A 24831-nucleotide genomic window follows, 5' to 3' on the forward strand; every position below is an offset into this window, starting at 1 on the left:
TGTTATACGAAAATATTATTGGGGCGTAGCCAAGCGGTAAGGCACGGGTTTTTGGTACCTGCATCCTAGGTTCGAATCCTAGCGCCCCAGCCAAATATGATTAACTTTTTAGATAAATTTTTTAAAAGAACTCAAAATCTAAATAGTCTTACGAAAAAGATTGTAGATATTTCTAAAAATACTCCAGTTAAAAAAATCTTTAACTCAATTAACAATTTTTCCTCTAACTCTGAAGTTAGATACGTAGGTGGTTGTATTAGAAAAATAATTAAAGGAGAATTGGTAGATGACATTGATTTAGCAACTAATTTAAATCCACAACAAGTTTGTGAAGCTTTAAAAAAAGATAATATCAATTTCTATGAAACTGGAATTGAACATGGAACAATAACAGCAGTAATAGATGACTATAACTTTGAGATAACAAGTTTAAGAGAAGATGTTGTAACTGATGGGAGGCATGCACAAGTTAAATTTTCAGATGATTGGAAAAAAGATGCATCAAGAAGAGATTTTACAATTAATGCAATTTATTCAGATATCGAGGGAAATTTATTTGACCCCTATAATGGTAAAGAAGATCTAGAAAAAGGATTGATAAAATTTATTGGTGACCCTGAGCAAAGAATTAAAGAAGATTTTTTAAGAATACTTCGTTATTTAAGATTTTATCTAAGTTATTCAAATTGTGGACATGAGCCTGAAACGTCAAAAATCATTAAAAAAAATATAGTTGGAATTTCTCAATTATCTAAAGAACGATTATTAAATGAATTAAAAAAATTTTTTAAATCGAATACTTTAACTAAGCTGTCGAAAGATCAATTTTCACTTGAATTATTTGATATCATATTTCCTCAACTTGAAAATTTTAAAGTATTTTCAAATCCAAATAATTTTGCAAAAGATAAAATTAAAGAGTCAGATTTTATATTTTTACTCTCAACTTTATTAATTGATGGCACCGACAACACTGACTATTTTGTTTACAAATTTAATCTTTCTAAAAAAGATCAAAAACGTCTTAAAATAATAGATAATTTTTATAAAGAAAAAGTTTCAGCAAAATCTTTTTCAGAAAAGAATTTAAATAGATTATTTTATTATAAGGGAAAACAGTCTTTAATTGATATTCTCAGTTTTAAAGTATTTACCTCAAAGAAAATTGATCAAAAAATTTTAAATTTGATCGAAAAATATCAATCTAAAAATCAACCTTTAATGCCTTTTGGTGCAAAATTCTTAATGGAAAAATATCAAATTCCTGAGGGAAAAAATTTAGGCACCAAACTTAAAAATATTGAAGAGGAGTGGGTAAATAATAATTTTAAATTGTCTGAAAAGCAGATTAATAAAATAGTAAGCCGCTAGACATATTTAACGTCAATAATTTCAAAATTTTTTGTCCCTGCTGGGGTATTAATTTCAACAAGATCTTTTTTATTTTTTCCAATTAATCCTTTTCCTATGGGAGATTGAAAATAAATAAGTTTTTGTTTCAAATCAGCTTCGTCTCTTCCAACAATTTTATAATTAATTTTTTCACCCGTATCTAGGTTCTCTAGAAAAACAGTAGAGCCAAAAATAACCTTACCATCATTATTTAATTTGGTTACATCAATTACATTTGCTCTTGCAATAATGTCATTAATTTCTGTTATTCTTCCTTCATTATGAGATTGCTCTTCTTTCGCAGCATGATATTCAGCATTTTCTTTCAAATCTCCATGAGATCTAGCTTCTGCAATTGCAGCAACTATCTCAGGTCTTTTTTTTTCTTTTAAGTAAACTAATTCTTCTTTAAGTTTTTCTAACCCGTTAAGTGTTATTGGTTCTTTATCCATTTTATTTCCATTTTGCTATAGGGGGAAGGGACATCAGAATTCCTTCCACATTACCTCCGGTTTGTAATCCAAATTTTGTACCTCTATCATATAATAAATTAAATTCAGTATATCTACCTCTTTTGATAAATTGTAATTCTTTATCTTTTAAAGTCCATTTTCTCTTTAATTTTCTTCTTATAATTTTATTAAAAAGCATTTGAAAAGTAACACCAGTATCCCTTACAAATTTAAAATCTTTTTCAAAATTATCATTTTTATAATCAAAAAAAATTCCACCTATACCCCTTGGTTCTTTACGATGGGGTAAATAAAAATATTCATCACACCATTTTTTATATTTTTTATAATAATTTTTGTTATGTCGATTACACATTATTTTTAGATCATTGTGAAAATCTTTTTTTTCTTTTTCATCTTTTTTAGATGGAGTTACATCCATTCCGCCACCAAACCATTGTTGTGTTGTAGAAATAAATCTAGTGTTAAAATGCATTGCTGGTATTAAAGGATTTTTCATGTGCATCACTACTGATATACCAGAAGCCCAGAATCTTGGATCTTTACTTGCACCCCGTATATTTTTTTGAAATTTTTTAGGAAATTTTCCGTAAACTTTTGAAAAATTTACCCCAACTTTGTCAAATATTTTTCCATTTCTTAATATTCTATACTCGCCTCCACCTTCGTCTTTATTTGGATTTCTTTTCCATGTTGTTGAAATGAATTTTGTTTTATTATTTTCTAATTTAGCGATATCATTACAGAAAGCATCTTGAAGTAGCTTAAACCAATTACTTGTAAGATCTTTTTTAATATCTAGGTCCATTTTGTTTGCTTTAAGCATTCTGCTAAAATAATTGCAACAGAAGATGCTAAGTTTAATGATCGTTTATTAATTCCCATTGGTATTTTTAACCTATGCTCTATAGTTTTGTGGACTTTCTCAGGCACTCCAGCACTCTCACGTCCAAATAGGATGGTGTCATTTTTTCTAAACTTAAACTTTGTATAAGATATAGAAGCCTTAGTGGTCATTAGTATAATTCTATCTTTTTGTTTCTCAGTAAAAAATTGATCTGCACTTTGATAAAAATTGATATCTTTTTCATCCATATAATCCATCACAACTCTTTTAAATCTCTTATCTGATAGTAGGAATCCACATGGTTCTATAATCTCCAGTTTGGCTCCAAGACATGCGCATGTTCTTATTATAGCAGCAGTATTTTGGGGTATATCAGGTTCAAATAATGCAATTTTTACCCCTTGATAACTTGAATTATGTGTCATTGTATCCATAGAAAAAATACTATTTTATTATAAATATTCATATATTAACTAACTCTAATTTAAATTCTAGATGTCTGAAAAAAAACCAGAGAGAAGAGATTTTTTATTTACTGCAACGTATGCCATTGGCGCTGTAGGTGCTGGTGCTGTTGCCTGGCCATTAATTGATCAAATGAATCCAGACGCTTCAGTTAAAGCGCTAGCAAGCACAGAGGTTGATGTAAGTAATGTGAAACCGGGTAAAACAATTACAGTTTTATGGAGAGGTAAACCAGTTTTCATTAGAAGAAGAACACAAGAAGAAATTGCTGAAGCAAGAGCAGTTAAAATGGAAGATTTGATACATCCTGAAAAAGATGAAGATAGAGTTCAAAATCCAGAGTGGTTAGTGATGCTTGGTGTTTGTACTCATCTTGGTTGTGTGCCTTTAAACGATAAAGGTGATTATGATGGTTGGTTCTGTCCATGTCATGGTTCTCATTATGATACATCTGGACGAATTAGAAAAGGTCCAGCACCATGGAATATGGAAGTTCCAAAATATGAATTTGTGAATGCTAACACGATTAAAATTGGATAAAGAAAGACAAGTATGAGTGATCACGATTACACGCCAAATTCAAAAGTAGGTAAATGGTTTAATGATAGGTTACCATTACTTACTTTAGCAAATCATTTAACAGACTATCCAACTCCAAAAAATTTAAACTATTGGTGGACATTTGGTGGAATATTAACTTTTTGTTTAATTACTCAAATTGTTACAGGGTTAACCTTAGCAATGCATTACATTGCTCATGCTGATATGGCATTCGATAGTGTAGAGCATATTATGCGAGATGTTAATTATGGATGGTTAATTAGATATATACATGCAAATGGTGCTTCAATGTTTTTCCTAGCAGTTTATATTCATATTTTTAGATCACTTTTTTACGGCTCTTATAAAGCTCCGAGAGAAATTATATGGATTATAGGTATTGTTATTTATTTGTTGATGATGGCAGCTGCTTTTATGGGCTATGTTTTGCCATGGGGGCAAATGAGTTTTTGGGGAGCAACGGTAATCACGAATTTATTTAGTGCAATTCCTCTAGTTGGTGAGGGGATTGTTACTTGGTTATGGGGTGGCTATTCAGTAGACAATCCAACATTAACTAGATTTTTTACGCTGCATTATTTAATTCCGTTTTTGATTTTAGGTTTAGTTGTTTTACACATCTGGGCTTTGCATGTTCCTGGAAATAATAATCCAGTAGGAATTGATATAAAAAAACCATCAAAAGATACTGTACCTTTCCATCCATATATTGTTATTAAGGATGGATTTGCATTATTAATGTTTATGATTGTTTTTGCATTTTTTGTTTTTTACACTCCAAATATATTGGGACACGCAGATAATTACATTGAGGCAGATCCACTAGTAACGCCTGCACACATAGTTCCAGAGTGGTATTTGTTACCATTTTATGCAATTTTAAGATCGGTACCTGATAAACTTTTAGGAGTTGTTGCAATGTTGTCAGCTATTTTAATTCTAGCTGCACTTCCATGGCTTGATACTTCAAAGATTAGATCTGCTGTATTCAGACCTCTTTATAAACAGTTTTATTGGATATTAGTCGCAGACGTACTTATTCTAGGTTACATGGGAGCTATGCCAGCAGAGGGACTTTATTTATTGATTGCCAGAGTTGCAACAGCTTATTATTTTTTACATTTTCTAGTCATACTTCCAGTTCTTGGCTTTAAAGAAAAAACATTACCAGTTCCATTAAGTATTACTGAGCCAGTTTTAGGTGGGTCACCAAATATGGCTGCTGCAAGAAGTAAAGAAAGTTCAAATAACTAAAGTGAAAAATTTATTTAAAATTTTATTTATTTTTTTATTTACCTTTAATTTTACATCATTGAATTCTGCTGAAAAAGTTGAGTATTTAAAAACTGACTGGAGTTTTAAAGGATTATTTGGAAAATTTGATAGAGGAGCTCTGCAAAGAGGCTATCAAGTTTATACTGAAGTATGCGCCTCATGTCATTCAATGAAATATTTAAGTTATAGAAACTTAGCAGAGAAGGGTGGACCAGAGTTTACTGAAGCTGAGGCAAAAGTGATTGCTGCATCTTTTGAAGTAACTGATGGACCTAATGCAGATGGTGAAATGTTTCAAAGACCAGGAAAGTTATCAGACAAGTTTGTAATGCCTTATGAAAATGTTGAAGCCGCTAAAGCTGCTAATGGAGGTGCTTATCCACCAGATATGTCTGTGCTAATCAAGGCAAGAGGTGGTGGGGCAGATTATATATACTCATTGTTACAAGGATATGAAGAACCACCAATAGGAATAACTTTAGACGATGGTGTTTATTATAATAAGTTTATGTACGGAAATATGATCAAAATGTCTGCACCATTGTCTGATGGTGCCGTTGAATATTCAGATGGAACTCAGGCATCGGTACAGCAGATGTCAAAAGATGTGACAACATTTTTAATGTGGGCTGCAGAACCGCATTTAGAAGCACGTCATCAAATGGGTTTCAAAGCAATTGTATATTTAATTATTTTAACTGTATTAGTTTATTTCAGTATGAAAAAAATATGGTCACGTGTTGAATCTGAAGTTTAATACATCACCATCTTTAACTATATAGTCTTTACCCTCAAGCCTCATTTTGCCATTTGTTTTAGAATTAACCCATCCATCATTTGCAATAAAGTCTTCATAAGATACAGTTTCAGCTCTTATAAATCCTTTTTCAAAATCTGTATGAATTTCTCCTGCTGCTTTAGGAGCTGTACAGTTTTTTTCGATAGTCCATGCTCTTGTTTCTTCAGGACCAGAAGTAAAGTAAGTATCTAATTCTAAAATTTTGTAACCTTTTTGAATTAATAGATCTAAACCTGTTTGATCTAAACCAATCATATCCATATAATTTTTACGTTCATCTTTATCTAATTCGTTAATCTGATTTTCAATATCTGCAGATATAATTAGAGTATTTTCTTCACCAAATTTATTTATAAAGTTTTTTGTATATTCATTTCCATTTTGAACACTTTGCTCGTCAACATTACAAACGTAAATTTTAGGTTTTATTGTTAACAAGCCACTTTGATTTAAAGTTTTTTTGTCAAATTTTTCTTTTAAAACTGATAAATCTTTATCATTATTGATACAATCTTGAGCAATTTCTAATATCTTCAATTGTTCTTCATCAACATTTTTTTTGTTACTTTTTTCAAGTCTTTTTTGTACAGACTCTAAATCTGCTAACATCATTTCTGTTTCAATTATTTCTAAATCTCTGATGGGGTCTACAGTGGGGTTAACGTTTTGAATATCATCAGAGTCAAAACATCTAATCATATGTATTATCGCATCAACTTCTCTAATATGGGATAAAAATTTATTTCCCAGTCCTTCTCCTTTAGATGCTCCTTTTACTAATCCAGCGATATCAACGAAAGAAATAGTTGTATTAATTATTTTTTTTGATTTCGATACACTTGCAAGATTATCTAATCTTTTGTCTGGTACTGGAACTACCCCAACGTTGGGATCAATAGTACAAAATGGAAAATTTGCAGCTTGCGCTTTGCTAGAGTCTGTTAATGCATTAAAAAGTGTGGACTTACCAACATTAGGTAGACCCACTATACCACACTTAAAACTCATTTTTTATTATTTACTGTACTTGAAAATAGATCTAATTTTTTTTTAATTAGAACTCCAATAGAGTCAGTTATATTTTCAGAAATTTTATCAATACCTACAAGTTCCTCTTCATCAAAATTCTGAAGAACAAAGTCACCAATTTCAATAGGTGTTTTTGGTTTTCCAATTCCAATTCTCACTCTTGAATAATCTTTGCCTATGAACTTATCAATTGATGCAATACCATTATGACCTGCGCTAGACCCACCAAATTTTGCTTTAATTTTTCCGAATTCAACATCTAAATCATCATGAAAAACAATTACTTCTTCAGCATCAAATTTGAAATACTCTAGGAGTTCTCTTATGCATATCCCAGAATTATTCATAAAGGTAAGAGGTTTTATTGCATAAATTTTTTCACCTTCAATCTCACCTGTGGTAAGTAGCCCTTTAAATTTCGGCTTTTGTTTAGATAAACTAAATTTTTTATTTATTGCATCAATAATTTTAAAACCAACATTATGTCTATTATTTTCGCTGTCTGGTGTTGGGTTACCAAGACCTACAAATAAAAGCATAATTTATTGGAATTTAAATCTTTGATTAATTGATTATTTTTTTTCTTCAGCAGGTTTTTTATCTTCACCTTCTTTTTTCTCACCTTCAGCTGCACCCTCAGCTGCTGCTCCCTCAGCTGGTGTTTCACCCTCTGCAGCCTCTGCTTCAGCAGGTTTTTCTGGTTCCTTCATAACAGTTGGTGCTGCTAATGTAGCAATTACGAAATCTCTTCCTTGAATAGTTGGAACAACATCATTGTCTAAATTAACAGATGAAATTTTAAAACTTTCACCAATTTCAATTCCATCTAAATCAAGAGTTAATTTTTCTGGAATTTTTTCACTTGGACATTTTAATTCAACTTTTCTTCTAACAATATTTAATACCCCGCCTTTTTTAAGACCTGGAGATTTTTCATGGTTTATAAATTCAACTGGAACTTCTATTCTGATTTTAACACCCGGCACAACTCTTAGAAAGTCTACGTGAATAGGTTCATCAGTAAGCACATCATAAATTACTTCTCTAGGTAAAACATTCTGATTTTTACCATTGCATGAAAGAGTAATAATACTTGATAGGAAATTTTCCTTTTCAATTGTTGATTTTAAAATTTTTTTGGAGATAGAAACTTTCTCATTTTCTTCTTTTCCACCGTAAATAATAGCTGGCACGTTACCACTTGATCTAATGGCACTTAACTGACCTTTGGTCTTGTTGTCTCTTACAGTAGCTTCTAGTGAAATCATAAAAACACAGGTTTTTAGCCCAAGTTAAAGAATAACTCAAGGTAATTATTTGAATAAATCAGATACAGAGGTTGAATTTGATATTCTTTTGATAGCCTCTCCCATCAATCCAGAAATTGATAAAACCTCAATATTTTTAGCACTTTTAACTTTTTCCAAGTTATCGATTGTGTCAGTGATTACTAAATTTTTAATTACTGAATTTTTGATCTTTTTGACAGCTTCTCCACTAAGCACACCATGAGTTATATAAACATATACTTCTTTAGCCCCTCTGTCTTTAAGAGCTTTTGCAGCATTTACTATAGTGCCTCCGGAGTCTATTATATCATCAACAATAATACATGTTTTATCTTTTACATTTCCAATTACGTTCATCACTTGAGATTGTCCTGGCTTAGGTCTTCTCTTATCTACAATAGCTAAACCCACATTTAATAATTTTCCAAGCGCTCGCGCTCTTTCTGTACCACCTACATCTGGTGCAACACATAGTAAGTTTTTACTTTTAATTTTTTTCTTTACATGTCTTGCAAATATTGGAGTTGCAAATAAATTATCAACTGGAATATCAAAAAATCCTTGAATTTGACCTGCATGCAAATCGACAGTTACTACCCTGTCTGCGCCAGCTTTAGTTATCAAATTAGAAACTAGTTTTGCGGAGATTGAAGTTCTTGGCACAACTTTTCTATCTTGTCTTGCATAACCAAAGTAGGGGATTACCGCTGTAATATTTTTTGCCGAGGATCTTTTTAAGGCATCAATACAAAGTAATAATTCCATTAAATTATCATTCGCTGGTGAGGATACTGATTGGATAATAAAAATACTGTTGCCTCTAATATTTTCATTAATTTCAATATAAATTTCTCCATCAGAAAATTTTCTAATGCTAGAGTTTACAAGTTTAGATCTTAAAAACTTGGCAATTTTTTTTGAAAGTGGTTTGTTGCTATTTCCGGATAATAATTTCATTAATAACTCAATTAATCATAATTACAGATATATTTCTACCATAATCATCATTTTTTAGTTTTAAAGATCTTCTAGCGCTAAAAAAATTATTTTTTTTCACATAAGTATCCTTATCAATCAGATCTATTTTATTAATTAAATTTAATTTAAGTTCACTTCTAACATAACCCTTTAAATCAAAATAAATCATTTTTTTTTTAGAGGAAAAAAATTTATTGTTATTTTTATTCTTTATTAAAAATTTTTTTTTAAACTCCAACCCAACTTCATAGTTTTTCTGGGATATTGCGGGTCCAATAGCTGCTATCATGTTTTTAGTTTTACAGCCTTTTTTTGTCATAAAGTGAATAACTTTTTTTATAATATCTTTATAAGCTCCACGCCAACCAGCGTGAATAGCAGCAATCATTTCTCTTTGATGATCGTAAACTAAGATTGGAACACAATCAGCAGTTAGAACTGCAACAGGGACTCCTTTTTTTTCACTTACAATAGCATCACCAGTTATAGTTCTGGTTTTGATTTTAGAATTTTTGTTTAAGTATATAAATTTATTACTGTGATATTGTTTAACTAGAAAGATTTCTTTTGTTTTAGATCCAAGTTTTTTTTTTATAATTTGAAGATTTTTTTTGACATTAGTTTTTTTGTCTTTTGATCCAATACCACAATTTAAACTTTTATAAATTCCGTCAGAAACACCACCACTTCTATTAAAGAATCCATGTTTAATTCTTAAAAAAGGAGATAATTTTTTTGACTTTATCAATTTTCAAACCCTAACTGAGATTCTATATCAGAATTTTTTATTAACATTATCTTAAATAAATCACCCATTTGGTTACTATCTGTAAGTCTTTTTACTCGATAAAATATTTCGGCTTTTTCTGAAAATTTTTTATTTTTACTTAAAATTTCTGCTCTTTGAAAAATTCCTAAATTAGTCAAAAAATTTCTTTGTGTAGTATAGTTATAATCTAGATCTTTATAATTTTTTATAATCTTATCAAATAAATAGTAATTAATATTGTAGGTAATATCCGACTTACCAATATTTTCTAAAATATCTGAATGATTTTTATCGTATATTGCTTTTAATGTATTTTTAAATTTGCTTTTAAAATAACCATAATCAATAATTAACAATCCGCCTTTACACTTTTTAATAATCTTTATTAACGCTTTTAAATAATTTATTCCTACGGGTGAGTATTCAATAAAATTTAGTTTATTTGAAATTTTAAAATTAATTTTATTATCTAGAATACTAATATTTTTCTTTTTTTTACTAAAACTAAGATCATTGTTTTTTGATACTTTTACATATCTTTCATACCAAAAATTTCTCTCTTTCAAATATTGTTTAATTGGTATTGCATCAAAAAACTCATTAGCCAAAAAAATACATGGTAATTTATTTAAATTCTTAAAATCTTTTACCCATTTAACATTTTTATGTTGAATTTTATTTTTTTGAACTTCAATTAATTTTGGGCTCTTTTCATGAATGATTATATTGCATCCATCTAAAAAAATTGGAAATTTTTTAAAACTTTCAATCATAATTTTCATCATTTCCCCATTACCTGCTCCAAGTTCAATTAAATTGAATTTCTTAGGACACCCTAAGTTTTCCCAAAAATTAATTGTCCAGATAGCAAGCATTTCAGAAAATAATCTTGAAATATTTGGAGCTGTAATAAAATCACCAGTTACTCCAAATGGATTTTTAGTCATATAATATCCATTTTTTTTATCGTATAGACAATACTCAATGAATTTATCTAATGTTAAACTATGATTTTTTTTGAGCATTAATTTTTGAATAAAATAAAAGTATTCCAGCTAAAAGAAATAAAACACTTATCATTTGACCCATAGTTGCATTTAAAATTAAATAACCTAATTGCTCATCTGGGACTCTGAAGTATTCTATCGTAAATCTAAAAATTGAATAAAAAATTAAAAATAGAGAAGATAAAATTCCAGCATTTTTTAAGCCTTCTATCTTTCTGCAGAATAGAAGTATTAAAAATAAAACAAAACCTTCAAAAAAAGCTTCATACAATTGAGTTGGATGTCTGTATAAATCATCTATTTTTATAAATTTGACACCCCATGGCAGGTTTGTTTCATGGCCATATAGTTCAGAATTAATAAAATTTGCTAGTCTTCCAAAAAATATACCGATAGGGGACACAATTGCAATGACATCAAGGTATTCAAAAATATTATCTTTGTTTTTTTTAGCAAATAAAACAGTTGCAATAATTATTCCTATAACTCCACCGTGAAATGACATACCCCCTTGCCATAATTTGAAAATATCAAAGGGATTTTCAATATAAAAACTGAGATTATAAAATAAAACATAACCAAATCTACCACCTAAAATTATTCCTATGATTACAAACGTTATGTAATCATCAAATCTTGCATAAATATCTTTATCTTTTAAAAATCTTTTAGCTAAAAACCATCCTAGCAGAATACCTGCTATGTATGAAAGTGAATACCATCGTATTTCAATAGTAAAAAATTCAATTGCTACCGGGTCAAAATTATTGATGAACATAATTAATATTAAATATAAGATATAGTTATATTAACATAATAAATAAATATATGAAAAATTCTAAATTCGTATTTGATAAATTTGCAAAACTATTTGAGCAAGGTCTTGTTTCATCTAGGGATATAGCAAATGAACTAATGACAATTTTAAAATCCAAAAGAGATGAAATTGTTTTTAAAATGAAACTTACAAGCAAAGATGAATTTGAAGTGCTATCTAAAAGGGTAGAAAGTTTAGAGAAAAAAATTGAAAAATTTCAATCACCAAAGAAAAAAAAAACTAAACGGGTAAAAAAATCCTAACTTCAAGCCCATTTAATTTAGATTTTTCTAATTTAATGTTTCCTCCATGGGATCGAACAATATCTGAGGCAATTGAAAGTCCTAAACCAACACTAGATTTTGAATCGCCTCTTCCTTTATCTATTTTATAAAAAGGTTTGAATACATTGTCGTATTCTTTTTCAGGGATGCCAGGTCCATCATCTTCAATTTTGATAAAAATATTTGAATTTTTCTTGGAAAGTTCAATGTGAACATTTTCACCATATTTTAAAGCATTATCAATTAAGTTATTTATACATCTATTAATTAAATTTTTTCTCCCACTAAAATAAATTCTTTCAATAATATTTTTAGATATATTGTGATTATTATATTTATTGATTATTTCTTGAAGTAATTCACTCAAATTAAATAATTCATCTTTTTCAAGATAAGTTGAACTTGTAAACTGAAGATATTCATTAAGCATTTTTTCCATTTCATTAATATCATCTACTAATTTGCTTGAGATATCTTGATCCTTGATGAAGGCCGTCTGCAATTTCATTCTTGTTAATGGAGTTCTGAGGTCGTGACTTATGCCAGATAACATTTCTGATCTTTGATTGAGATGTCTTAATATTCTTTTTCTCATTCGATCGAATTCTAAACCAGCCTGCCTTATTTCAGATGCTCCTGAAGGTTTAAATTCCTCTATTTCTTCCCCTTTGCCAAATTGTTCAGCTGCCTTAGCAAGTGCAGTTATAGGTCTTGTTTGATTTTTTAAAAATATGAGAGATATAATTACCATTATAAATGCTGGGACGGTTATCCATAAACCAAATATTCTTGCTGATGAACTAGTCAGTCTATCTTTTGGAACAAGAAATTTAAAATAGCCATCTTGATATTTTATTCTTAAATCTATTAATTCTTTGTAATTTGTAGTGCTGAACCAATACTGCCCAAGATTAAATTTTGATTTTAATTCTCTTCTTAATGTTCTATCTATTGGACTAAACCATCTTTCATTATACTGATTTTCAAATTCATCTTCTTTGATAAATTCAATATTTAAATCTTGATATACTGAAAAAAGATTGGTGATCTCATCTTTGTCATAATCATCATTACTATAAACTTCAATAAAAGTTTTAATTTCATTAACCAAAGCTCTTGTCATACCTTGGTTGGTTTTAATCCAAAGACTATCAAAGAAAACGATAGTGATGATTAATTGTATAACAATTACTGGTACAGCAACAATCAGCAATGCTCTATAAAATAATCTTTTAGGCAATAAATTTTTTATAAATTTATTCAATCCATAAAACATAACCAGCACCCCTTATTGTTTGTAGAAATTTAGGATTTTTTGGATCTAATTCTATTTTTTTTCTTAAACGAGTAATAATGACATCAATTGATCTTTCTTTGTCTAAATCAATCAATTTACCAATTTCCAATCTTTCAAAAGTTTTACCAGGATTGTTTATCATTTTCTCTAGGATGATTTTCTCAGTATTGTTTATTTTATATTCTATATCATTTTTGAATATTAATTGTTTATTTAGGTCAATTTTAATATTTTCAAATTCAATTACTCTTTTTTGATCAATTTTTTTTGTTTTACTTAAAATGTTTTTAATACGCAGAAGAAGTTCTTTTGGTTCAAAAGGTTTTGGTAAATAGTCATCTGCACCAACTTCTAGACCTTCAACCCTTTCGTCTGACTGTCCTTTTGCAGTTAATAGAATTATTGGTGTATCTAAATCTTTTTTATTTTCTTTTATAAAATCTAATCCACTTTTACCTGGCATCATAATATCTAGAATTATTAGATCGAATTTTATAATTTTAACCTTTTCAAAGGCATCTTCCGCACTACTCGCAGTATTAACTAAATATTGATTTTCATTTAGATACTTCTTTACTAATGATCTTATTCCCTCATCATCATCAACAACAAGAATGTGAGCTAAATAATTATCCATTTAAGATTTTATGTAAAACACTATCAAAGTTTAATACTTCCTCTGATTTTGAATTAAGTAGAGCATTATATATTCTCTTTTTTTGTGCCTGAAATATCTCTTCCGAGATAGTTTTACCCTTATCATTTAAAAAAACATGTTTTACTCTTGTATCCTGATCATCTTTTTTAAAATCAACTATTTCTAATTTGATTAGATCTTTAAGCACTCTATTTAAACTTTGTTTAGTAACCTTAAGCCTTTTTAACAAGTCAGAAATAGAGATACCTTCATACATTGACAAGAGATGTATGACTTTATTGTGGGCTAGACCAATTGAATACTTATCTAGAACTTTTTTAGAGTCTAAAAAGATTTCTCTATAACTAACAAATAATTTTTCAATCAGATCCTTTAGTTGATCATCTTTTAAATATAAAAGTTCTTTCATGATGGGTAAGTTATATTGACATATTACAGATACAAAGATAATTTTCAGTAATAATTTTTAATTCATAAATGATACCGTACGATAAAAGATCTGGAAAAATTTGGTATAATAGTGAGCTTGTAGACTGGGCTGATGCTAAAATTCATGTTTTAAATCACGGCTTACATTATGCTAGTTGTGTATTTGAAGGTGAAAGAGTTTATGATGGATCAATATTTAAATTAGAAGAACACACCTCAAGACTTTTTTATTCAGCAAAGAGAATGGGGATGACTATCCCTTATTCAGAAGCAGAAATTAATGATGCTTGTAATAAAATTATCGCAGTTCAAAAAGTAGAAAATGGATATGTAAGACCTACTATTTGGAGAGGAAGTGAAATGATGGCTATCTCAGCTCAACAAACAAAAATTCATGTTGCAATTGCTACATGGGAATGGGGGTCTTATTTTGATCCAAAGTTAAAAGTTGAAGGTATAAAATTAAACATTTCAAATTGGAGAAGACCTGCACCAAATACTATTCCCTGGGATACGAAAGCGTCAGGACTTTATATGATTTGCACTTTATCAAAACATGAAGCAGAAAAACAAGGTTACACAGACTCATTAATGTTAGATCATGAAGGAAATGTTGCTGAAGCTACAGGAGCGAATATTTTTTTTAAAGACAAGAATAATGAGATACATACTCCAATTCCAGACTCGTTTTTAGACGGAATTACAAGACGTACAGTTATTGATATTGCAAAATCAAAAAATATCAAAGTGCACGAAAGAAAAATTAATCCATCAGAACTTTCTAATTTTATTGGTTGTTTTTTAACTGGAACAGCTGCAGAAGTCACACCAGTTTCATGTATTGCAGACAATCAATTTAAAGTATGTGATCTGATTATAGATTTAAATGAAAGTTATCAAAATCTAGTTAGAAAGAAAAAAGCAGCTTAATCCTTATTATCTTCTGATATTGCGTGATCAATGCCCTTACGCATATATTCATATCCAGTAAACAAAGTTAACGCAGCTGCTAGCCACAATAATATTATACCTATAGTTTGTGCATTATAATCTTGAAAATTTAAAATTCTATTTCCAGTATCTCCGGATAATAACAATGCGATAGAAACCATTTGTAAAATTGTTTTTAATTTTGCAAGATTTGAAACTGGTAATTTGATTTTACCTTTTGCAAGAAACTCCCTAAGACCTGAAATTAGTATTTCTCTTGTTAGTATTATAATTGCAGCAATGACTTCATAATTTTTTATAGTTCCATCCATTACTAAGAGTATAAGAGCAGCCGCAATAATAATTTTATCAGCGATTGGATCTAATAGCTCTCCAAGCTTAGATTCTTCGCCTAACATTCTTGCTAACATGCCATCTAAAAAATCAGTGAAAGATGCGATTATGAACAAAACTAGAGCTGTTAAATCTCCATAAAACCCTGGAAGATAAAAAGCTAAAACAAAAAATGGTACAATTATTATTCGCCCAATTGTAAGAATATTTGGAATTTTTTTTAACATAATTACTCGTGAAAAAAGTTATATATCTTTTTTGCCACTTTTTCTTCAACACCTTCTACTGATTTAATTTCATCCAAGCTCGCAGATTCAACCGATCTTGCTGATCCAAAGTGGTTTAATAAGGCTCTTTTTCTGATAGCACCAATACCTTCAATCTGATCTAATAAGGATTTACTGATACCTTTCTTCCTTTTTGCTCTATGGGCACTGATTGCGAACCTATGTGACTCATCTCTTATTCTTTGAAGAAAAAATAAAGTTGGATCATTTTTAGAAAATTTAAATTCTTTTCCATTGTGGAAAAAAGTTTCATTTCCACTATTTCTAAATTTGCCTTTTGCAATTGCTATAATAGGAATATCGTGAAGACCTAATTCGTTTAAACTTTCTCTAGCAACTGAATATTGACCTTTTCCACCATCTACCATGACTAAATCAGGAAAGGATAGGGAGTTATCTTTTTCTTGAACGGCTCTTTTAAACCTCCTGCTCAACACCTCTCTCATCATTCCATAATCATCTTGTTCATTTTCTTTATTTTTAATATTAAACTTTCTATATCTTTTTTTAATAAAGCCTTCGTCACCATAAGCTATCAAAGCTCCAACGCTATTTGTTCCTTGAATGTGACTATTATCGTAGACTTCTATTAGATTAATACTTGTCTCAAGATTGAATTTTTTTGCAATTTGATCAAAAAGTTCTTTGTTATTCTGACTTTCATAAAGCTTTCTATTTAAGCTATCTTTAGCGTTTTTAATTGCTTGATTGACAACTTTGAGTTTTGATCCTTTTTTAGCAACAGTAATGCTTATTTGTTTGCCTTCTTTTTCAGTTAGAGTTTTTTCAATTAAAATTTTTTCTTTTATTTCTTCTGATAGAATTATTGCTGAGGGTACACTTTTATTTTCATAAAACTGAGAAATGAATGAATTCAAAATTTCACTTAAATTTTCATCTGGATCATGTTTTGGAAAAAAGGCTTGATTTCCCCAGTTTTGCTTTGATCTATAAAAAAAAACTTGAATACATGTTTTGCCTGACTCTTTATAACCAGCAATTACATCTGCCTCTACTAAATTTGCTTCATTAATTCTCTGAGAAGATTGAATAATATTTAGTGCTTTGATTCTATCTCTTAGAATTACAGCTTTTTCAAAGTCCAACTCTTCACTAGCTTTCTCCATTTGATTTGATAAATTTTTTTGTATCTTCCTTGATTTGCCAGACACAAATTCGATTGCATCATCAACTGTCTGCTGGTAGTCATTTTTTTCTACATAACCAACACATGGTCCCGAACATCTTTTGATTTGATAAAGAATACAAGGTCTTTCTCTATTTTTAAAAACAGTATCATCACAAACTCTGAGATGAAAAATTTTTTGTATCATTTTAATAGTCCAATTTGCAGATCCTGCGGATGCAAATGGACCAAAATAAAAACCTTCTTTTGATTTTTTTCCCCTATGTCTTTTTATTTGCGGCCATTTATCTTTGTTGCCAATGAATATAAATGGAAAGGATTTATCATCTCTTAATAAAATATTAAATTTAGGTTTAAATTTTTTAATTAAGTTTGCCTCTAAAAGTAATGCTTCACTCTCATTTGAGGTAGTTGTAATTTCAAGTTTTCTCGTCTGAGAAAGCATTCTTTCGGTTCGAATAATATGATTTTTTTCAGCAACATAACTTTTAAGTCTATTGGGTAGATTTTTGGCTTTACCAACATATAGAATATCGTTTTTCTCATTTAGCATCCTATAAACACCTGGCAGTTTAGGAACTAAAGGGAGCTCTTTTTTAATTACTTCTTTTCCAATTTCAGAGCTTATCATGACTTCTTTTTTTGGTAATTTGGATACCAACGGACGAGCATTGTTTTAAAATTTCTAATTTTTCAATTTTCAACATTATTTTAGCAATTCTTTTGTCTTTAAATAATTCATCAAAAACTGCTTCAGCTAAAGTCTCAAGGAAGTTGTAGTGTTTTTTCTTAACAAGCTTTGTTATTAACTTTACAATTGTACCATAATTTACAATTGATTTTATATCTTTATCATTTGATGGCTTCTTATCCTCGTAATCAATTTCTAAGCTAAATTTTACTTTTTGGGTTTTATTTTTTTCAAAGTCGTAATAACCAAGTTTTAAATCTAATACCAATTCATTGATTAATATTTTTTTTTCGTAGTTGAATAAACTTTTATTCTTATCGATTTTTACAACGTTTAGATTATTTTTTTTCATTCTTTCGTCATAATATCAGGTGTTTTCCAATTTAGACTTTGCCCACTATCTACAGCTAAGACTTGACCGGTAATAGATATATTTTTTATAAAAAAGTCAACAGCATTACAAATTTGCTTTACATCAACTTGTTTTTTTAGAGGGGTTGCTAAATATTGTTTTTTAAAGTGTTTTTTAGATTGCCTTTGATTTTTAATAGTTGGCCCAGGCGCAATTCCGTTAACTCTAATTTTTGGAGCTAAACTCATCGCACTTGTTTTGGTAAGTGTATAAAGTCCAGTTTTACTTATAGTGTAAGAAAAAAAATAAGGAGTAAGCTTAAAAACTCTTTGGTCTATTATATTTATAATATTATTATTTAAACCCTTAGCATTTTTTGCAAAACTTTTAGACAATAAAGCTGGTGATCTTAAATTTATATTAATATGTTTATCCCAACTTTTTGAAGTAAAGTTTTCTAATTTATCATTTTCGAATAACGAAGCATTATTTATTAAACAGTCAAAATATTTAAGTTTTAATTTTGAAAATTTCATTATTTTATTAATGTCATTTTCTTTTTCCAAATCACCTTTAATCAAATAAATTTTAGTACCATTTTCTGATAATTCTTTTTTTAATTTTTCAGCTTTAGACCTAGATTTATTAAAATGAATAACAATCTCTTTATTGGGACCAGATAATTTCTTTGCAATTGCAGCACCAATTCTTGTTGCCCCACCTGTAATTATTATTTTCCGTGCTTCCATTTTTTGTCTCTTTTTTTAGTAACCTTAGTTCCTGGCATACCCATTGTTGATCTACCTTTTGGATATAATTTATTTTTTACATCATATTGTCTGATTTTTGGATTTAATGTGATTTCTAATTCGGTACTTTCTAATTTTCTAATTTCATCCCTAATTTTTGCTGCTTCTTCAAACTCTAAATTTGATGCAGCCTCCTTCATTTTTTTATCCAATGCCTTAAGGTGTTTTTTAAGATTTCCTCCTACATTTGATCCTTCACTTATTTTTACATAATCTTTTTCGTAGACACTTTCTAATATATCACTGATTTCTTTTTTGACTGTTTTTGCATCAATCTTGTGTTTTTTGTTGTAAGCTAATTGTATGTTTCTTCTTCTGTCTGTCTCGGCAATTGCTTTTTTTATACTTTTTGTTTCCTTATCTGCGTAAAGAATTACTTTACCATCTACATTTCTTGCTGCTCTTCCGATTGTTTGTATTAATGAAGTTTCAGATCTTAGAAAGCCCTCTTTGTCTGCATCTAAAATTCCAACAAGTGCACATTCTGGAATATCCAATCCTTCCCTTAAAAGATTGATACCAACGAGCACATCAAACACGCCCATTCTTAAATCCCTCATTATTTCAATTCTCTCCAATGTATCAATATCTGAATGAAGGTATCGAACTTTAATTCCATTTTCGTGAAGATACTCAGTTAAATCTTCAGCCATTTTTTTGGTAAGTGTTGTAACTAGAACTCTATGATTATTTTCAATAACATGTTTGCACTCATGCATTAAGTCATCTACCTGATTTTTTGCAGGTCTAATTTCAACTACTGGATCAATTAATCCTGTTGGTCTAATAACTTGATCAATATATTTACCTTTTGTTTGTTCCAGCTCCCATGGTCCAGGAGTAGCAGAGACAAAAACAGTTTGGGTCCTCATCATGTCCCACTCCTCAAATTTCAATGGTCTATTATCCATACATGACGGAAGTCTAAAACCATATTCGGCCAAAGTGCTCTTTCTTGATCTATCCCCTTTATACATTCCATTTAATTGAGGGACGGTCACGTGACATTCATCTACAAATATTAAAGTATTGTCTGGAAAATATTCAAAAAGTGTTGGTGGGGGCTCACCAGGTTTTCTTCCAGATAAAAATCTAGAGTAGTTTTCAATACCAGCACAAGAGCCTGTTGCTTCAATCATTTCAAGATCAAATTTAGTTCTTTCCTCTAATCTTTGGGCTTCTAATAATTTATTTTCAGCTCTATGCTTTTTTAAAGTTACTTCTAATTCTCTTTTAATATTAATAACTGCTTGTTCTATGGTTGGTTTAGGAGTTATGTAGTGACTATTTGCATAAACTTTTACCAAACTTAATTCTCGTACTCTATCTCCAGTTAAAGGATCGAATTCCTCTATTTGTTCTAACTTATCTCCAAATAAAGAAAGCCTCCAAGCTCTATCTTCTAAATGAGAAGGAAAAATTTCTAGATATTCTCCTCTAGCTCTAAAAGTTCCTCTGTAAAAATTTTGGTCATTTCTTTTATACTGAAGAGCTACTAAAGATTTAATAATTTCCTCACGGTTATAATCATAATTTTTTTGAAGGGTTAATGTCATTTTACTATAGGCTTCAACTGACCCCAATCCATAAATACAAGAAACACTTGCAACAATTAAAACATCATCTCTCTCTAAAAGTGATCTTGTAGCTGAATGTCTCATTCGATCAATTTGCTCATTAATTGAAGCTTCCTTTTCAATGTAAGTATCTGATCTCGGAACATAGGCTTCTGGTGTGTAGTAATCATAATATGAAACAAAGTACTCAACAGCGTTATCAGGAAAAAAAGATTTCATTTCTCCATAAAGTTGTGCAGCAAGAGTTTTATTTGGTGCCAAAATAAGAGCTGGACGATTAGTTGCTTCAATAACTTTTGCCATTGTAAATGTTTTTCCCGAACCGGTAACGCCAAGTAGTACTTGGTTGAATTGATCTTTATTTGCACCATTAACAAGCTTTTTAATTGCTTCTGGCTGATCACCTGCAGGTTTAAAATCAGATTTAATTTTAAATTTTTTTCCACCCTCAAGTTTTCCACTGATTTTTGGATTTTTGTTTTGAATATCAGTAATTAAATCTTGATAAGTATTTTCCATATATTAAACAGCGTATTAGAATTATATTTTATTTCAATGAGCATAATATCAAACAGTTTAAAACGAATTAAACCATCTCCAACTATTGCTGTAACTCAAAAAGCAAGAGAGCTCAGAGCTGCAGGTAAAGATGTAATTGGATTAGGAGCTGGTGAACCAGATTTTGATACTCCTGATAATGTTAAGAGAGCTGCAATAAAAGCAATCAAAGATGGTGACACAAAGTATACGGCAGTTGATGGAACACCCTCTTTGAAAAAAGCAATTGTAAACAAATTTAAAAGGGAAAATAATCTAAAATTTACTGCTGACCAAATAACAGTCGGCACTGGCGGAAAACAGGTTTTGTATAATGCTTTTATGGCCACTTTGAATAAAGGTGATGAAGTTATAATTCCAGCGCCTTTTTGGGTTTCATATCCCGATATGGTTTTGCTTGCAGGTGGAAAGCCAAAAATTGTAAAGTGTGGTGAAGCCGATGGCTTTAAATTAACTCCACAATTATTAAGAAAAGCAATTACAAAAAAAACAAAATGGCTAATTTTGAATTCGCCATCAAATCCAACAGGTGCTGGTTATTCTAAAAAAGAAATTAATGATCTAGCAAAAGTGCTAGTGAAACATAAAAACGTACATATTTTGAGCGACGATATCTATGAACATATAAGTTATGATAAATTTAAATTTTATACCATTGCTCAAGTTTCTAAATTAAAAGATAGAACTTTAACTATGAATGGAGTTAGTAAATCTTATGCAATGACTGGTTGGAGAATTGGATATGCGGCAGGACCTAAAGATATCATTAAAGCAATTGGAAAAATTCAATCACAATCAACTTCAAATCCTTCATCAATAAGCCAAGCTGCTGCAGTAGAAGCTTTAAACGGAAATCAAAGTTTTATTAAAAAAAGATCTAAAGCATTTAAAGAAAGAAGAAATTTTGTTGTACAAAGTTTAAATGCAATAGAAGGAATAAGTTGTCTAACCCCTAATGGTGCATTTTATGTTTTCCCAAGTTGCAAAGGTCTTTTAAATAAAAAAACTGGACTAAAAACAGATACTGATTTTGTTCAAAAATTATTAGAAAAATCAAACGTTGCTGTTGTTCAGGGATCAGCCTTTGGATTAGATGGTTATTTTAGAATTTCTTATGCAACTTCTATGCAAAATTTAAAAAAGGCAATGGAAAGAATAAAATCTTTTTGTGAAAGTTTATAATTATCTTTTTAGTGAGATAAAAATTTTTCAGCTTCAAGAGCAGCCATACAGCCCATACCCGCAGCAGTTACAGCCTGTCTAAAGGTTTTATCTTTTACATCACCTGCAGCATAGACACCTGGAATATTTGTCTCTGTTGAGTCTGGTTTAGTGATTAAATAGCCTTCTTTATCCATTTCTAATTGTTCTTTGAAAAGTTGTGTTGCTGGATCATGTCCAATTGCAATAAATAAACCATCAACTTTCATTTCAGTAACTTCATTCGTTTTTAAATTCTTCACTTTGATACCTTTTACATTTTTAGGTTCATTGTCGCCAATTACCTCATCAACTGCACTGTCCCAAATAATTTCAATTTTTTTATTCTCCATTAACTTCTTTTGAAGCATCTTTTCAGCTCTTAATTCATCTCTTCTGTGAATTAGTTTAACTTTTGATGCAAATTTAGTTAGGAACATTGCTTCCTCTACAGCAGCATTACCACCGCCAACAACAGCGACCTCTTTGTCTTTAAAGAAAAAACCATCACAAGTTGCGCAAGCAGAAACACCAAAACCTCTGAACTCTTGTTCAGATTTTAAATTTAACCATCTTGCTTGAGCGCCTGTTGAAATAATTATGCTATCCGCTGTGTATTTTTGTCCACTATCTCCTACAGCTTCAAATGGTTGAGATTTTAAATTCACTGATGAAATGTGATCTTCAATCATTTCAGTTCCAACAGCTTTAGCTTGATCTTTCATTTGGTCCATTAACCAAGGGCCTTGAATTACATCTGCAAAACCAGGAAAATTTTCAACATCTGTTGTTGTAGTCAATTGTCCACCTGGTTGTGCTCCATAAACTAAAATTGGGTTTAACATTGCTCTTGCAGCATAAACTGCAGCTGTGTATCCGGCTGGACCAGATCCAATAATTAATACTTTTGTGTGTTTAGTTGGATTTTGACTCATACGAGAGGTATATAGTCATTAATGTCTAAATTAAAAGCTATTTTATTAACTGAAGGAATGCATGGTATGATAAGCCAAGTAGAAGGTTTAGCTAAAGCTCTTGATTTAGATTTTACTCACCACAAAGTTGAACTTGATAATTTTTGGAAATTACTTCCACCAAAATTAACTCCCATTTCTCAAAAAGTTTTTAAAAAAATTAATACAGATGATTTTGATGTAATCATATCATGTGGGAGAAAAAGTGTAATTCCATCTATTTATTTAAAAAAAAATTCACCAAAGAAAGTTGTAAATATCCATATTCAAGACCCTAAAGTTTCTCTTAATAATTTTGATTATATTATCGCTCCACAACATGATGGTCTTATGGGCAATAATGTTTATCAAACTAATGGTGCTATACATTATTTAACACAAGATGAGATTGATAGTCATTCAGACTATTTAAAAAGTAGATTAGATTTAGATAAAGATTATTTTTTACTTGTATTAGGTGGACCAACAAAACATTATGATTACTCAGAAAAAAATATTTCAAATGTTTTAAATATTTTTAATAACTTGGTAATTAAAAATAATCTTCAGGGGATAGTAATTCCCTCAATGAGGACACCAAAAAATATAATTGAATTATCTAAATTTAAACTTCAACAAAATAGCCTTGTGATAGATACTATTGATAAAAAAGCATATTTATCTGCTTTATCATTAGCAAAATATATTTGTGTTACATGTGATTCAACCTCAATGATATCAGAGGCAGCTTTAACTGGTAAACCAATCTATGTTGCTGATATTCCAACCAACAAAAATGATCAGAGAATTAGAAAGTTTAGAGAATTATTTGGCAAATTAAATATAATTAAGAAATTAGATAATAGTCTTGAAAGTTGGGACTATGAAAGACTTGATGAAACTAGTAGAGTCGCAAACGAAATTAAAAAACAATTATCATAATGTCATTTTTAAAAAGTATCACAGATCATTCAAAGAAACATAACTTTCCATTTGATCATTGGGAATATCAAGATGCATTAAATGATGGAGCTATTAACGAAATTGTTAGTGCAGATATACCAGATGTTAAACAATTTGATCTTAATTATGATGGCACAAGAGCAATCGATGGTGGTGCAGCAGAGTTTAGAGAAGGCAATCCATCAGGAGGTAAAGCAATAAAATTTAGATGTTTTGTTACAAAAGAAAATGCTTCTCAATTTCCACATTTAGTAAAATTTATAGAAGAACTTCAATCCAAAGAAGTGCATGAAAGAATTTCTAAAATGATTAATAAAGACCTGTCAAATTCATATGTGAGAGTAGAGGTAATCTGTGATAGAGAGGGTTTTTGGCTGAAACCTCATTGTGATATTAAAGAAAAACTAATGTCTGGCTTAATATTTGTGAATGATGCCAATGAATCTGAGGATCTTGGAACTGATTTTTATAATGAAAAATTAGAAAAAGTTAAAACAGTCCCATACAAACACAACTATGGCTATATGTTTACTAGTGGACCTAACACTTGGCACGGAATGGAAAAGAAAAAGATAATTAAAGAAAGACGATGTATTCAAGTCAATTATGTGACTTTTGAAACTGACTGGAAAGTTGAATAA

General features: G+C 29.8%; 28 protein-coding genes and 1 tRNA gene. 10 read left to right on the plus strand and 19 right to left on the minus strand.

Translation table 11 applies throughout. The features are described 5' to 3' along the window. The first annotated feature begins 19 nt into the window (after positions 1-19). Together B9N70_RS00315 and B9N70_RS00320 are read left to right on the plus strand one after the other, a co-directional pair. Positions 20-93 (plus strand) — tRNA-Gln (locus B9N70_RS00315). Positions 94-96: 3 nt separating this feature from the next. After that, the gene (locus B9N70_RS00320; protein ID WP_085113830.1) at positions 97-1371 is read left to right on the plus strand and encodes a CCA tRNA nucleotidyltransferase; all 1275 of its coding nucleotides are present in this window, start codon (positions 97-99) and stop codon (positions 1369-1371) included. On the opposite strand, the gene greA is transcribed toward B9N70_RS00320, so the two are convergent. From greA to B9N70_RS00335, 3 genes are read right to left on the minus strand one after another with little or no spacing between them, the layout of a single operon-like run. Continuing rightward, the gene (greA, locus tag B9N70_RS00325) at positions 1368-1844 is read right to left on the minus strand and encodes a transcription elongation factor GreA (protein WP_085113831.1); all 477 of its coding nucleotides are present in this window, start codon (positions 1842-1844) and stop codon (positions 1368-1370) included. The genes B9N70_RS00320 and greA overlap by 4 nt on opposite strands. Position 1845: 1 nt before the next feature. Then, positions 1846-2673 carry an oxygen-dependent coproporphyrinogen oxidase gene (gene hemF / locus B9N70_RS00330; protein ID WP_085115097.1) on the minus strand — a complete coding sequence of 276 codons (828 nt, stop codon included), beginning with the start codon at positions 2671-2673 and terminating at the stop codon, positions 1846-1848. After that, positions 2664-3137: a tRNA (cytidine(34)-2'-O)-methyltransferase gene (locus tag B9N70_RS00335; RefSeq protein ID WP_085115098.1), complete on the minus strand. Its 474-nt coding sequence runs from the start codon at positions 3135-3137 to the stop codon at positions 2664-2666. Before B9N70_RS00335 ends, hemF begins: the two co-directional genes overlap by 10 nt. 70 nt (positions 3138-3207) lie before the next feature. Here B9N70_RS00335 and petA point away from each other — a divergent pair, with 70 nt between their 5' ends. The 3 genes from petA to B9N70_RS00350 are packed head-to-tail and all read left to right on the plus strand — an operon-like array spanning position 3208 to position 5770. Beyond that, positions 3208-3717: a ubiquinol-cytochrome c reductase iron-sulfur subunit gene (gene petA, locus B9N70_RS00340; protein WP_085113832.1), complete on the plus strand. Its 510-nt coding sequence runs from the start codon at positions 3208-3210 to the stop codon at positions 3715-3717. 12 nt (positions 3718-3729) lie between these two features. Continuing rightward, on the plus strand, positions 3730-4992 hold the full coding sequence (locus B9N70_RS00345) for a cytochrome b (protein WP_085113833.1): 1263 nt from the start codon (positions 3730-3732) through the stop codon (positions 4990-4992). Between the two features lies 1 nt (position 4993). Continuing rightward, a complete protein-coding gene (locus B9N70_RS00350; RefSeq protein ID WP_085113834.1) occupies positions 4994-5770 on the plus strand; it encodes a cytochrome c1 in 777 nt (258 codons plus the stop codon). Here the strand turns inward: B9N70_RS00350 and ychF are convergent. The 7 genes from ychF to lgt are packed head-to-tail and all read right to left on the minus strand — an operon-like array spanning position 5747 to position 11662. Next, entirely contained in the window at positions 5747-6820 is a 1074-nt protein-coding gene (gene ychF / locus B9N70_RS00355) for a redox-regulated ATPase YchF (RefSeq protein ID WP_085113835.1), read from the minus strand. The genes B9N70_RS00350 and ychF overlap by 24 nt on opposite strands. Further along, on the minus strand, positions 6817-7380 hold the full coding sequence (gene pth, locus B9N70_RS00360) for an aminoacyl-tRNA hydrolase (protein WP_085113836.1): 564 nt from the start codon (positions 7378-7380) through the stop codon (positions 6817-6819). Before pth ends, ychF begins: the two co-directional genes overlap by 4 nt. A 33-nt stretch (positions 7381-7413) precedes the next feature. Then, positions 7414-8109 (minus strand): 50S ribosomal protein L25/general stress protein Ctc, encoded by a 696-nt coding sequence (locus B9N70_RS00365; RefSeq protein WP_085113837.1) that lies wholly within the window; start codon positions 8107-8109, stop codon positions 7414-7416. Positions 8110-8154: 45 nt separating this feature from the next. Then, a complete protein-coding gene (locus tag B9N70_RS00370; RefSeq protein ID WP_085113838.1) occupies positions 8155-9087 on the minus strand; it encodes a ribose-phosphate pyrophosphokinase in 933 nt (310 codons plus the stop codon). Positions 9088-9094: 7 nt separating this feature from the next. Continuing rightward, a complete protein-coding gene (pgeF, locus tag B9N70_RS00375; RefSeq protein ID WP_085113839.1) occupies positions 9095-9856 on the minus strand; it encodes a peptidoglycan editing factor PgeF in 762 nt (253 codons plus the stop codon). Beyond that, positions 9853-10902, minus strand: a complete 1050-nt coding sequence (locus tag B9N70_RS00380) for an SAM-dependent methyltransferase (RefSeq protein ID WP_231909400.1) — start codon at positions 10900-10902, stop codon at positions 9853-9855. The genes pgeF and B9N70_RS00380 overlap by 4 nt, the downstream gene beginning before the upstream one ends. Further along, positions 10883-11662: a prolipoprotein diacylglyceryl transferase gene (lgt, locus tag B9N70_RS00385; RefSeq protein ID WP_085113840.1), complete on the minus strand. Its 780-nt coding sequence runs from the start codon at positions 11660-11662 to the stop codon at positions 10883-10885. The genes B9N70_RS00380 and lgt overlap by 20 nt, the downstream gene beginning before the upstream one ends. A gap of 50 nt (positions 11663-11712) precedes the next feature. Between lgt and B9N70_RS00390 the strand changes: the two genes are divergently transcribed. Beyond that, positions 11713-11964 (plus strand): hypothetical protein, encoded by a 252-nt coding sequence (locus B9N70_RS00390; RefSeq protein ID WP_085113841.1) that lies wholly within the window; start codon positions 11713-11715, stop codon positions 11962-11964. Here B9N70_RS00390 and B9N70_RS00395 read toward each other — a convergent pair. From B9N70_RS00395 to B9N70_RS00405, 3 genes are read right to left on the minus strand one after another with little or no spacing between them, the layout of a single operon-like run. Beyond that, positions 11942-13261, minus strand: coding sequence for an ATP-binding protein (locus B9N70_RS00395; RefSeq protein WP_085113842.1), 1320 nt, complete (start codon positions 13259-13261; stop codon positions 11942-11944). The genes B9N70_RS00390 and B9N70_RS00395 overlap by 23 nt on opposite strands. Then, positions 13242-13919: a response regulator transcription factor gene (locus B9N70_RS00400; RefSeq protein WP_085113843.1), complete on the minus strand. Its 678-nt coding sequence runs from the start codon at positions 13917-13919 to the stop codon at positions 13242-13244. Before B9N70_RS00400 ends, B9N70_RS00395 begins: the two co-directional genes overlap by 20 nt. Then, on the minus strand, positions 13912-14349 hold the full coding sequence (locus tag B9N70_RS00405; RefSeq protein WP_085113844.1) for a MarR family winged helix-turn-helix transcriptional regulator: 438 nt from the start codon (positions 14347-14349) through the stop codon (positions 13912-13914). Before B9N70_RS00405 ends, B9N70_RS00400 begins: the two co-directional genes overlap by 8 nt. Before the next feature lie 68 nt (positions 14350-14417). On the opposite strand from B9N70_RS00405, the gene B9N70_RS00410 reads away from it, so the two are divergent. Further along, positions 14418-15299: a branched-chain amino acid aminotransferase gene (locus B9N70_RS00410; protein WP_085113845.1), complete on the plus strand. Its 882-nt coding sequence runs from the start codon at positions 14418-14420 to the stop codon at positions 15297-15299. Here B9N70_RS00410 and pgsA read toward each other — a convergent pair. Genes pgsA through uvrB form a run of 5 tightly spaced genes read right to left on the minus strand, consistent with a single transcriptional unit; the run spans position 15296 to position 21035 of the window. After that, complete coding sequence (gene pgsA, locus B9N70_RS00415) at positions 15296-15880, minus strand: CDP-diacylglycerol--glycerol-3-phosphate 3-phosphatidyltransferase (RefSeq protein ID WP_085113846.1); 585 nt, start codon at positions 15878-15880, stop codon at positions 15296-15298. The genes B9N70_RS00410 and pgsA overlap by 4 nt on opposite strands. Positions 15881-15882: 2 nt before the next feature. After that, positions 15883-17718, minus strand: a complete 1836-nt coding sequence (gene uvrC, locus B9N70_RS00420; protein ID WP_085113847.1) for an excinuclease ABC subunit UvrC — start codon at positions 17716-17718, stop codon at positions 15883-15885. Continuing rightward, positions 17705-18130, minus strand: a complete 426-nt coding sequence (locus tag B9N70_RS00425; protein ID WP_085113848.1) for a dihydroneopterin aldolase — start codon at positions 18128-18130, stop codon at positions 17705-17707. Before B9N70_RS00425 ends, uvrC begins: the two co-directional genes overlap by 14 nt. After that, on the minus strand, positions 18127-18879 hold the full coding sequence (locus B9N70_RS00430; RefSeq protein ID WP_085113849.1) for an SDR family oxidoreductase: 753 nt from the start codon (positions 18877-18879) through the stop codon (positions 18127-18129). The genes B9N70_RS00425 and B9N70_RS00430 overlap by 4 nt, the downstream gene beginning before the upstream one ends. Continuing rightward, the gene (uvrB, locus tag B9N70_RS00435; protein ID WP_085113850.1) at positions 18861-21035 is read right to left on the minus strand and encodes an excinuclease ABC subunit UvrB; all 2175 of its coding nucleotides are present in this window, start codon (positions 21033-21035) and stop codon (positions 18861-18863) included. Before uvrB ends, B9N70_RS00430 begins: the two co-directional genes overlap by 19 nt. A gap of 36 nt (positions 21036-21071) precedes the next feature. Here uvrB and B9N70_RS00440 point away from each other — a divergent pair, with 36 nt between their 5' ends. After that, positions 21072-22256: a pyridoxal phosphate-dependent aminotransferase gene (locus tag B9N70_RS00440; protein WP_085113851.1), complete on the plus strand. Its 1185-nt coding sequence runs from the start codon at positions 21072-21074 to the stop codon at positions 22254-22256. Between the two features lie 8 nt (positions 22257-22264). On the opposite strand, the gene trxB is transcribed toward B9N70_RS00440, so the two are convergent. Continuing rightward, a complete protein-coding gene (gene trxB, locus B9N70_RS00445; RefSeq protein ID WP_085113852.1) occupies positions 22265-23209 on the minus strand; it encodes a thioredoxin-disulfide reductase in 945 nt (314 codons plus the stop codon). 21 nt (positions 23210-23230) lie between these two features. Between trxB and B9N70_RS00450 the strand changes: the two genes are divergently transcribed. Both B9N70_RS00450 and B9N70_RS00455 read left to right on the plus strand, forming a co-directional pair. Beyond that, a complete protein-coding gene (locus B9N70_RS00450; RefSeq protein WP_085113853.1) occupies positions 23231-24169 on the plus strand; it encodes a mitochondrial fission ELM1 family protein in 939 nt (312 codons plus the stop codon). After that, positions 24169-24831, plus strand: coding sequence for a hypothetical protein (locus B9N70_RS00455; protein WP_085113854.1), 663 nt, complete (start codon positions 24169-24171; stop codon positions 24829-24831). Before B9N70_RS00450 ends, B9N70_RS00455 begins: the two co-directional genes overlap by 1 nt.

The sequence above is a fragment of the Candidatus Pelagibacter sp. HIMB1321 genome (assembly GCF_900177485.1).
GTDB lineage: Bacteria > Pseudomonadota > Alphaproteobacteria > Pelagibacterales > Pelagibacteraceae > Pelagibacter.

Bases quoted from the DNA above. Each gene is read 5' to 3' on its own strand.
- B9N70_RS00320 (WP_085113830.1), top strand. From the start codon at position 97: ATGATTAACTTTTTAGATAAATTTTTTAAAAGAACTCAAAATCTAAAT.
- greA (WP_085113831.1), bottom strand. From the start codon at position 1,844: ATGGATAAAGAACCAATAACACTTAACGGGTTAGAAAAACTTAAAGAA.
- hemF (WP_085115097.1), bottom strand. From the start codon at position 2,673: ATGGACCTAGATATTAAAAAAGATCTTACAAGTAATTGGTTTAAGCTA.
- B9N70_RS00335 (WP_085115098.1), bottom strand. From the start codon at position 3,137: ATGACACATAATTCAAGTTATCAAGGGGTAAAAATTGCATTATTTGAA.
- petA (WP_085113832.1), top strand. From the start codon at position 3,208: ATGTCTGAAAAAAAACCAGAGAGAAGAGATTTTTTATTTACTGCAACG.
- B9N70_RS00345 (WP_085113833.1), top strand. From the start codon at position 3,730: ATGAGTGATCACGATTACACGCCAAATTCAAAAGTAGGTAAATGGTTT.
- ychF (WP_085113835.1), bottom strand. From the start codon at position 6,820: ATGAGTTTTAAGTGTGGTATAGTGGGTCTACCTAATGTTGGTAAGTCC.
- pth (WP_085113836.1), bottom strand. From the start codon at position 7,380: ATGCTTTTATTTGTAGGTCTTGGTAACCCAACACCAGACAGCGAAAAT.
- B9N70_RS00365 (WP_085113837.1), bottom strand. From the start codon at position 8,109: ATGATTTCACTAGAAGCTACTGTAAGAGACAACAAGACCAAAGGTCAG.
- B9N70_RS00370 (WP_085113838.1), bottom strand. From the start codon at position 9,087: ATGAAATTATTATCCGGAAATAGCAACAAACCACTTTCAAAAAAAATT.
- B9N70_RS00380 (WP_231909400.1), bottom strand. From the start codon at position 10,902: ATGCTCAAAAAAAATCATAGTTTAACATTAGATAAATTCATTGAGTAT.
- lgt (WP_085113840.1), bottom strand. From the start codon at position 11,662: ATGTTCATCAATAATTTTGACCCGGTAGCAATTGAATTTTTTACTATT.
- B9N70_RS00390 (WP_085113841.1), top strand. From the start codon at position 11,713: ATGAAAAATTCTAAATTCGTATTTGATAAATTTGCAAAACTATTTGAG.
- B9N70_RS00395 (WP_085113842.1), bottom strand. From the start codon at position 13,261: ATGTTTTATGGATTGAATAAATTTATAAAAAATTTATTGCCTAAAAGA.
- B9N70_RS00400 (WP_085113843.1), bottom strand. From the start codon at position 13,919: ATGGATAATTATTTAGCTCACATTCTTGTTGTTGATGATGATGAGGGA.
- B9N70_RS00405 (WP_085113844.1), bottom strand. From the start codon at position 14,349: ATGAAAGAACTTTTATATTTAAAAGATGATCAACTAAAGGATCTGATT.
- B9N70_RS00410 (WP_085113845.1), top strand. From the start codon at position 14,418: ATGATACCGTACGATAAAAGATCTGGAAAAATTTGGTATAATAGTGAG.
- pgsA (WP_085113846.1), bottom strand. From the start codon at position 15,880: ATGTTAAAAAAAATTCCAAATATTCTTACAATTGGGCGAATAATAATT.
- uvrC (WP_085113847.1), bottom strand. From the start codon at position 17,718: ATGATAAGCTCTGAAATTGGAAAAGAAGTAATTAAAAAAGAGCTCCCT.
- B9N70_RS00425 (WP_085113848.1), bottom strand. From the start codon at position 18,130: ATGAAAAAAAATAATCTAAACGTTGTAAAAATCGATAAGAATAAAAGT.
- B9N70_RS00430 (WP_085113849.1), bottom strand. From the start codon at position 18,879: ATGGAAGCACGGAAAATAATAATTACAGGTGGGGCAACAAGAATTGGT.
- uvrB (WP_085113850.1), bottom strand. From the start codon at position 21,035: ATGGAAAATACTTATCAAGATTTAATTACTGATATTCAAAACAAAAAT.
- B9N70_RS00440 (WP_085113851.1), top strand. From the start codon at position 21,072: ATGAGCATAATATCAAACAGTTTAAAACGAATTAAACCATCTCCAACT.
- trxB (WP_085113852.1), bottom strand. From the start codon at position 23,209: ATGAGTCAAAATCCAACTAAACACACAAAAGTATTAATTATTGGATCT.
- B9N70_RS00450 (WP_085113853.1), top strand. From the start codon at position 23,231: ATGTCTAAATTAAAAGCTATTTTATTAACTGAAGGAATGCATGGTATG.
- B9N70_RS00455 (WP_085113854.1), top strand. From the start codon at position 24,169: ATGTCATTTTTAAAAAGTATCACAGATCATTCAAAGAAACATAACTTT.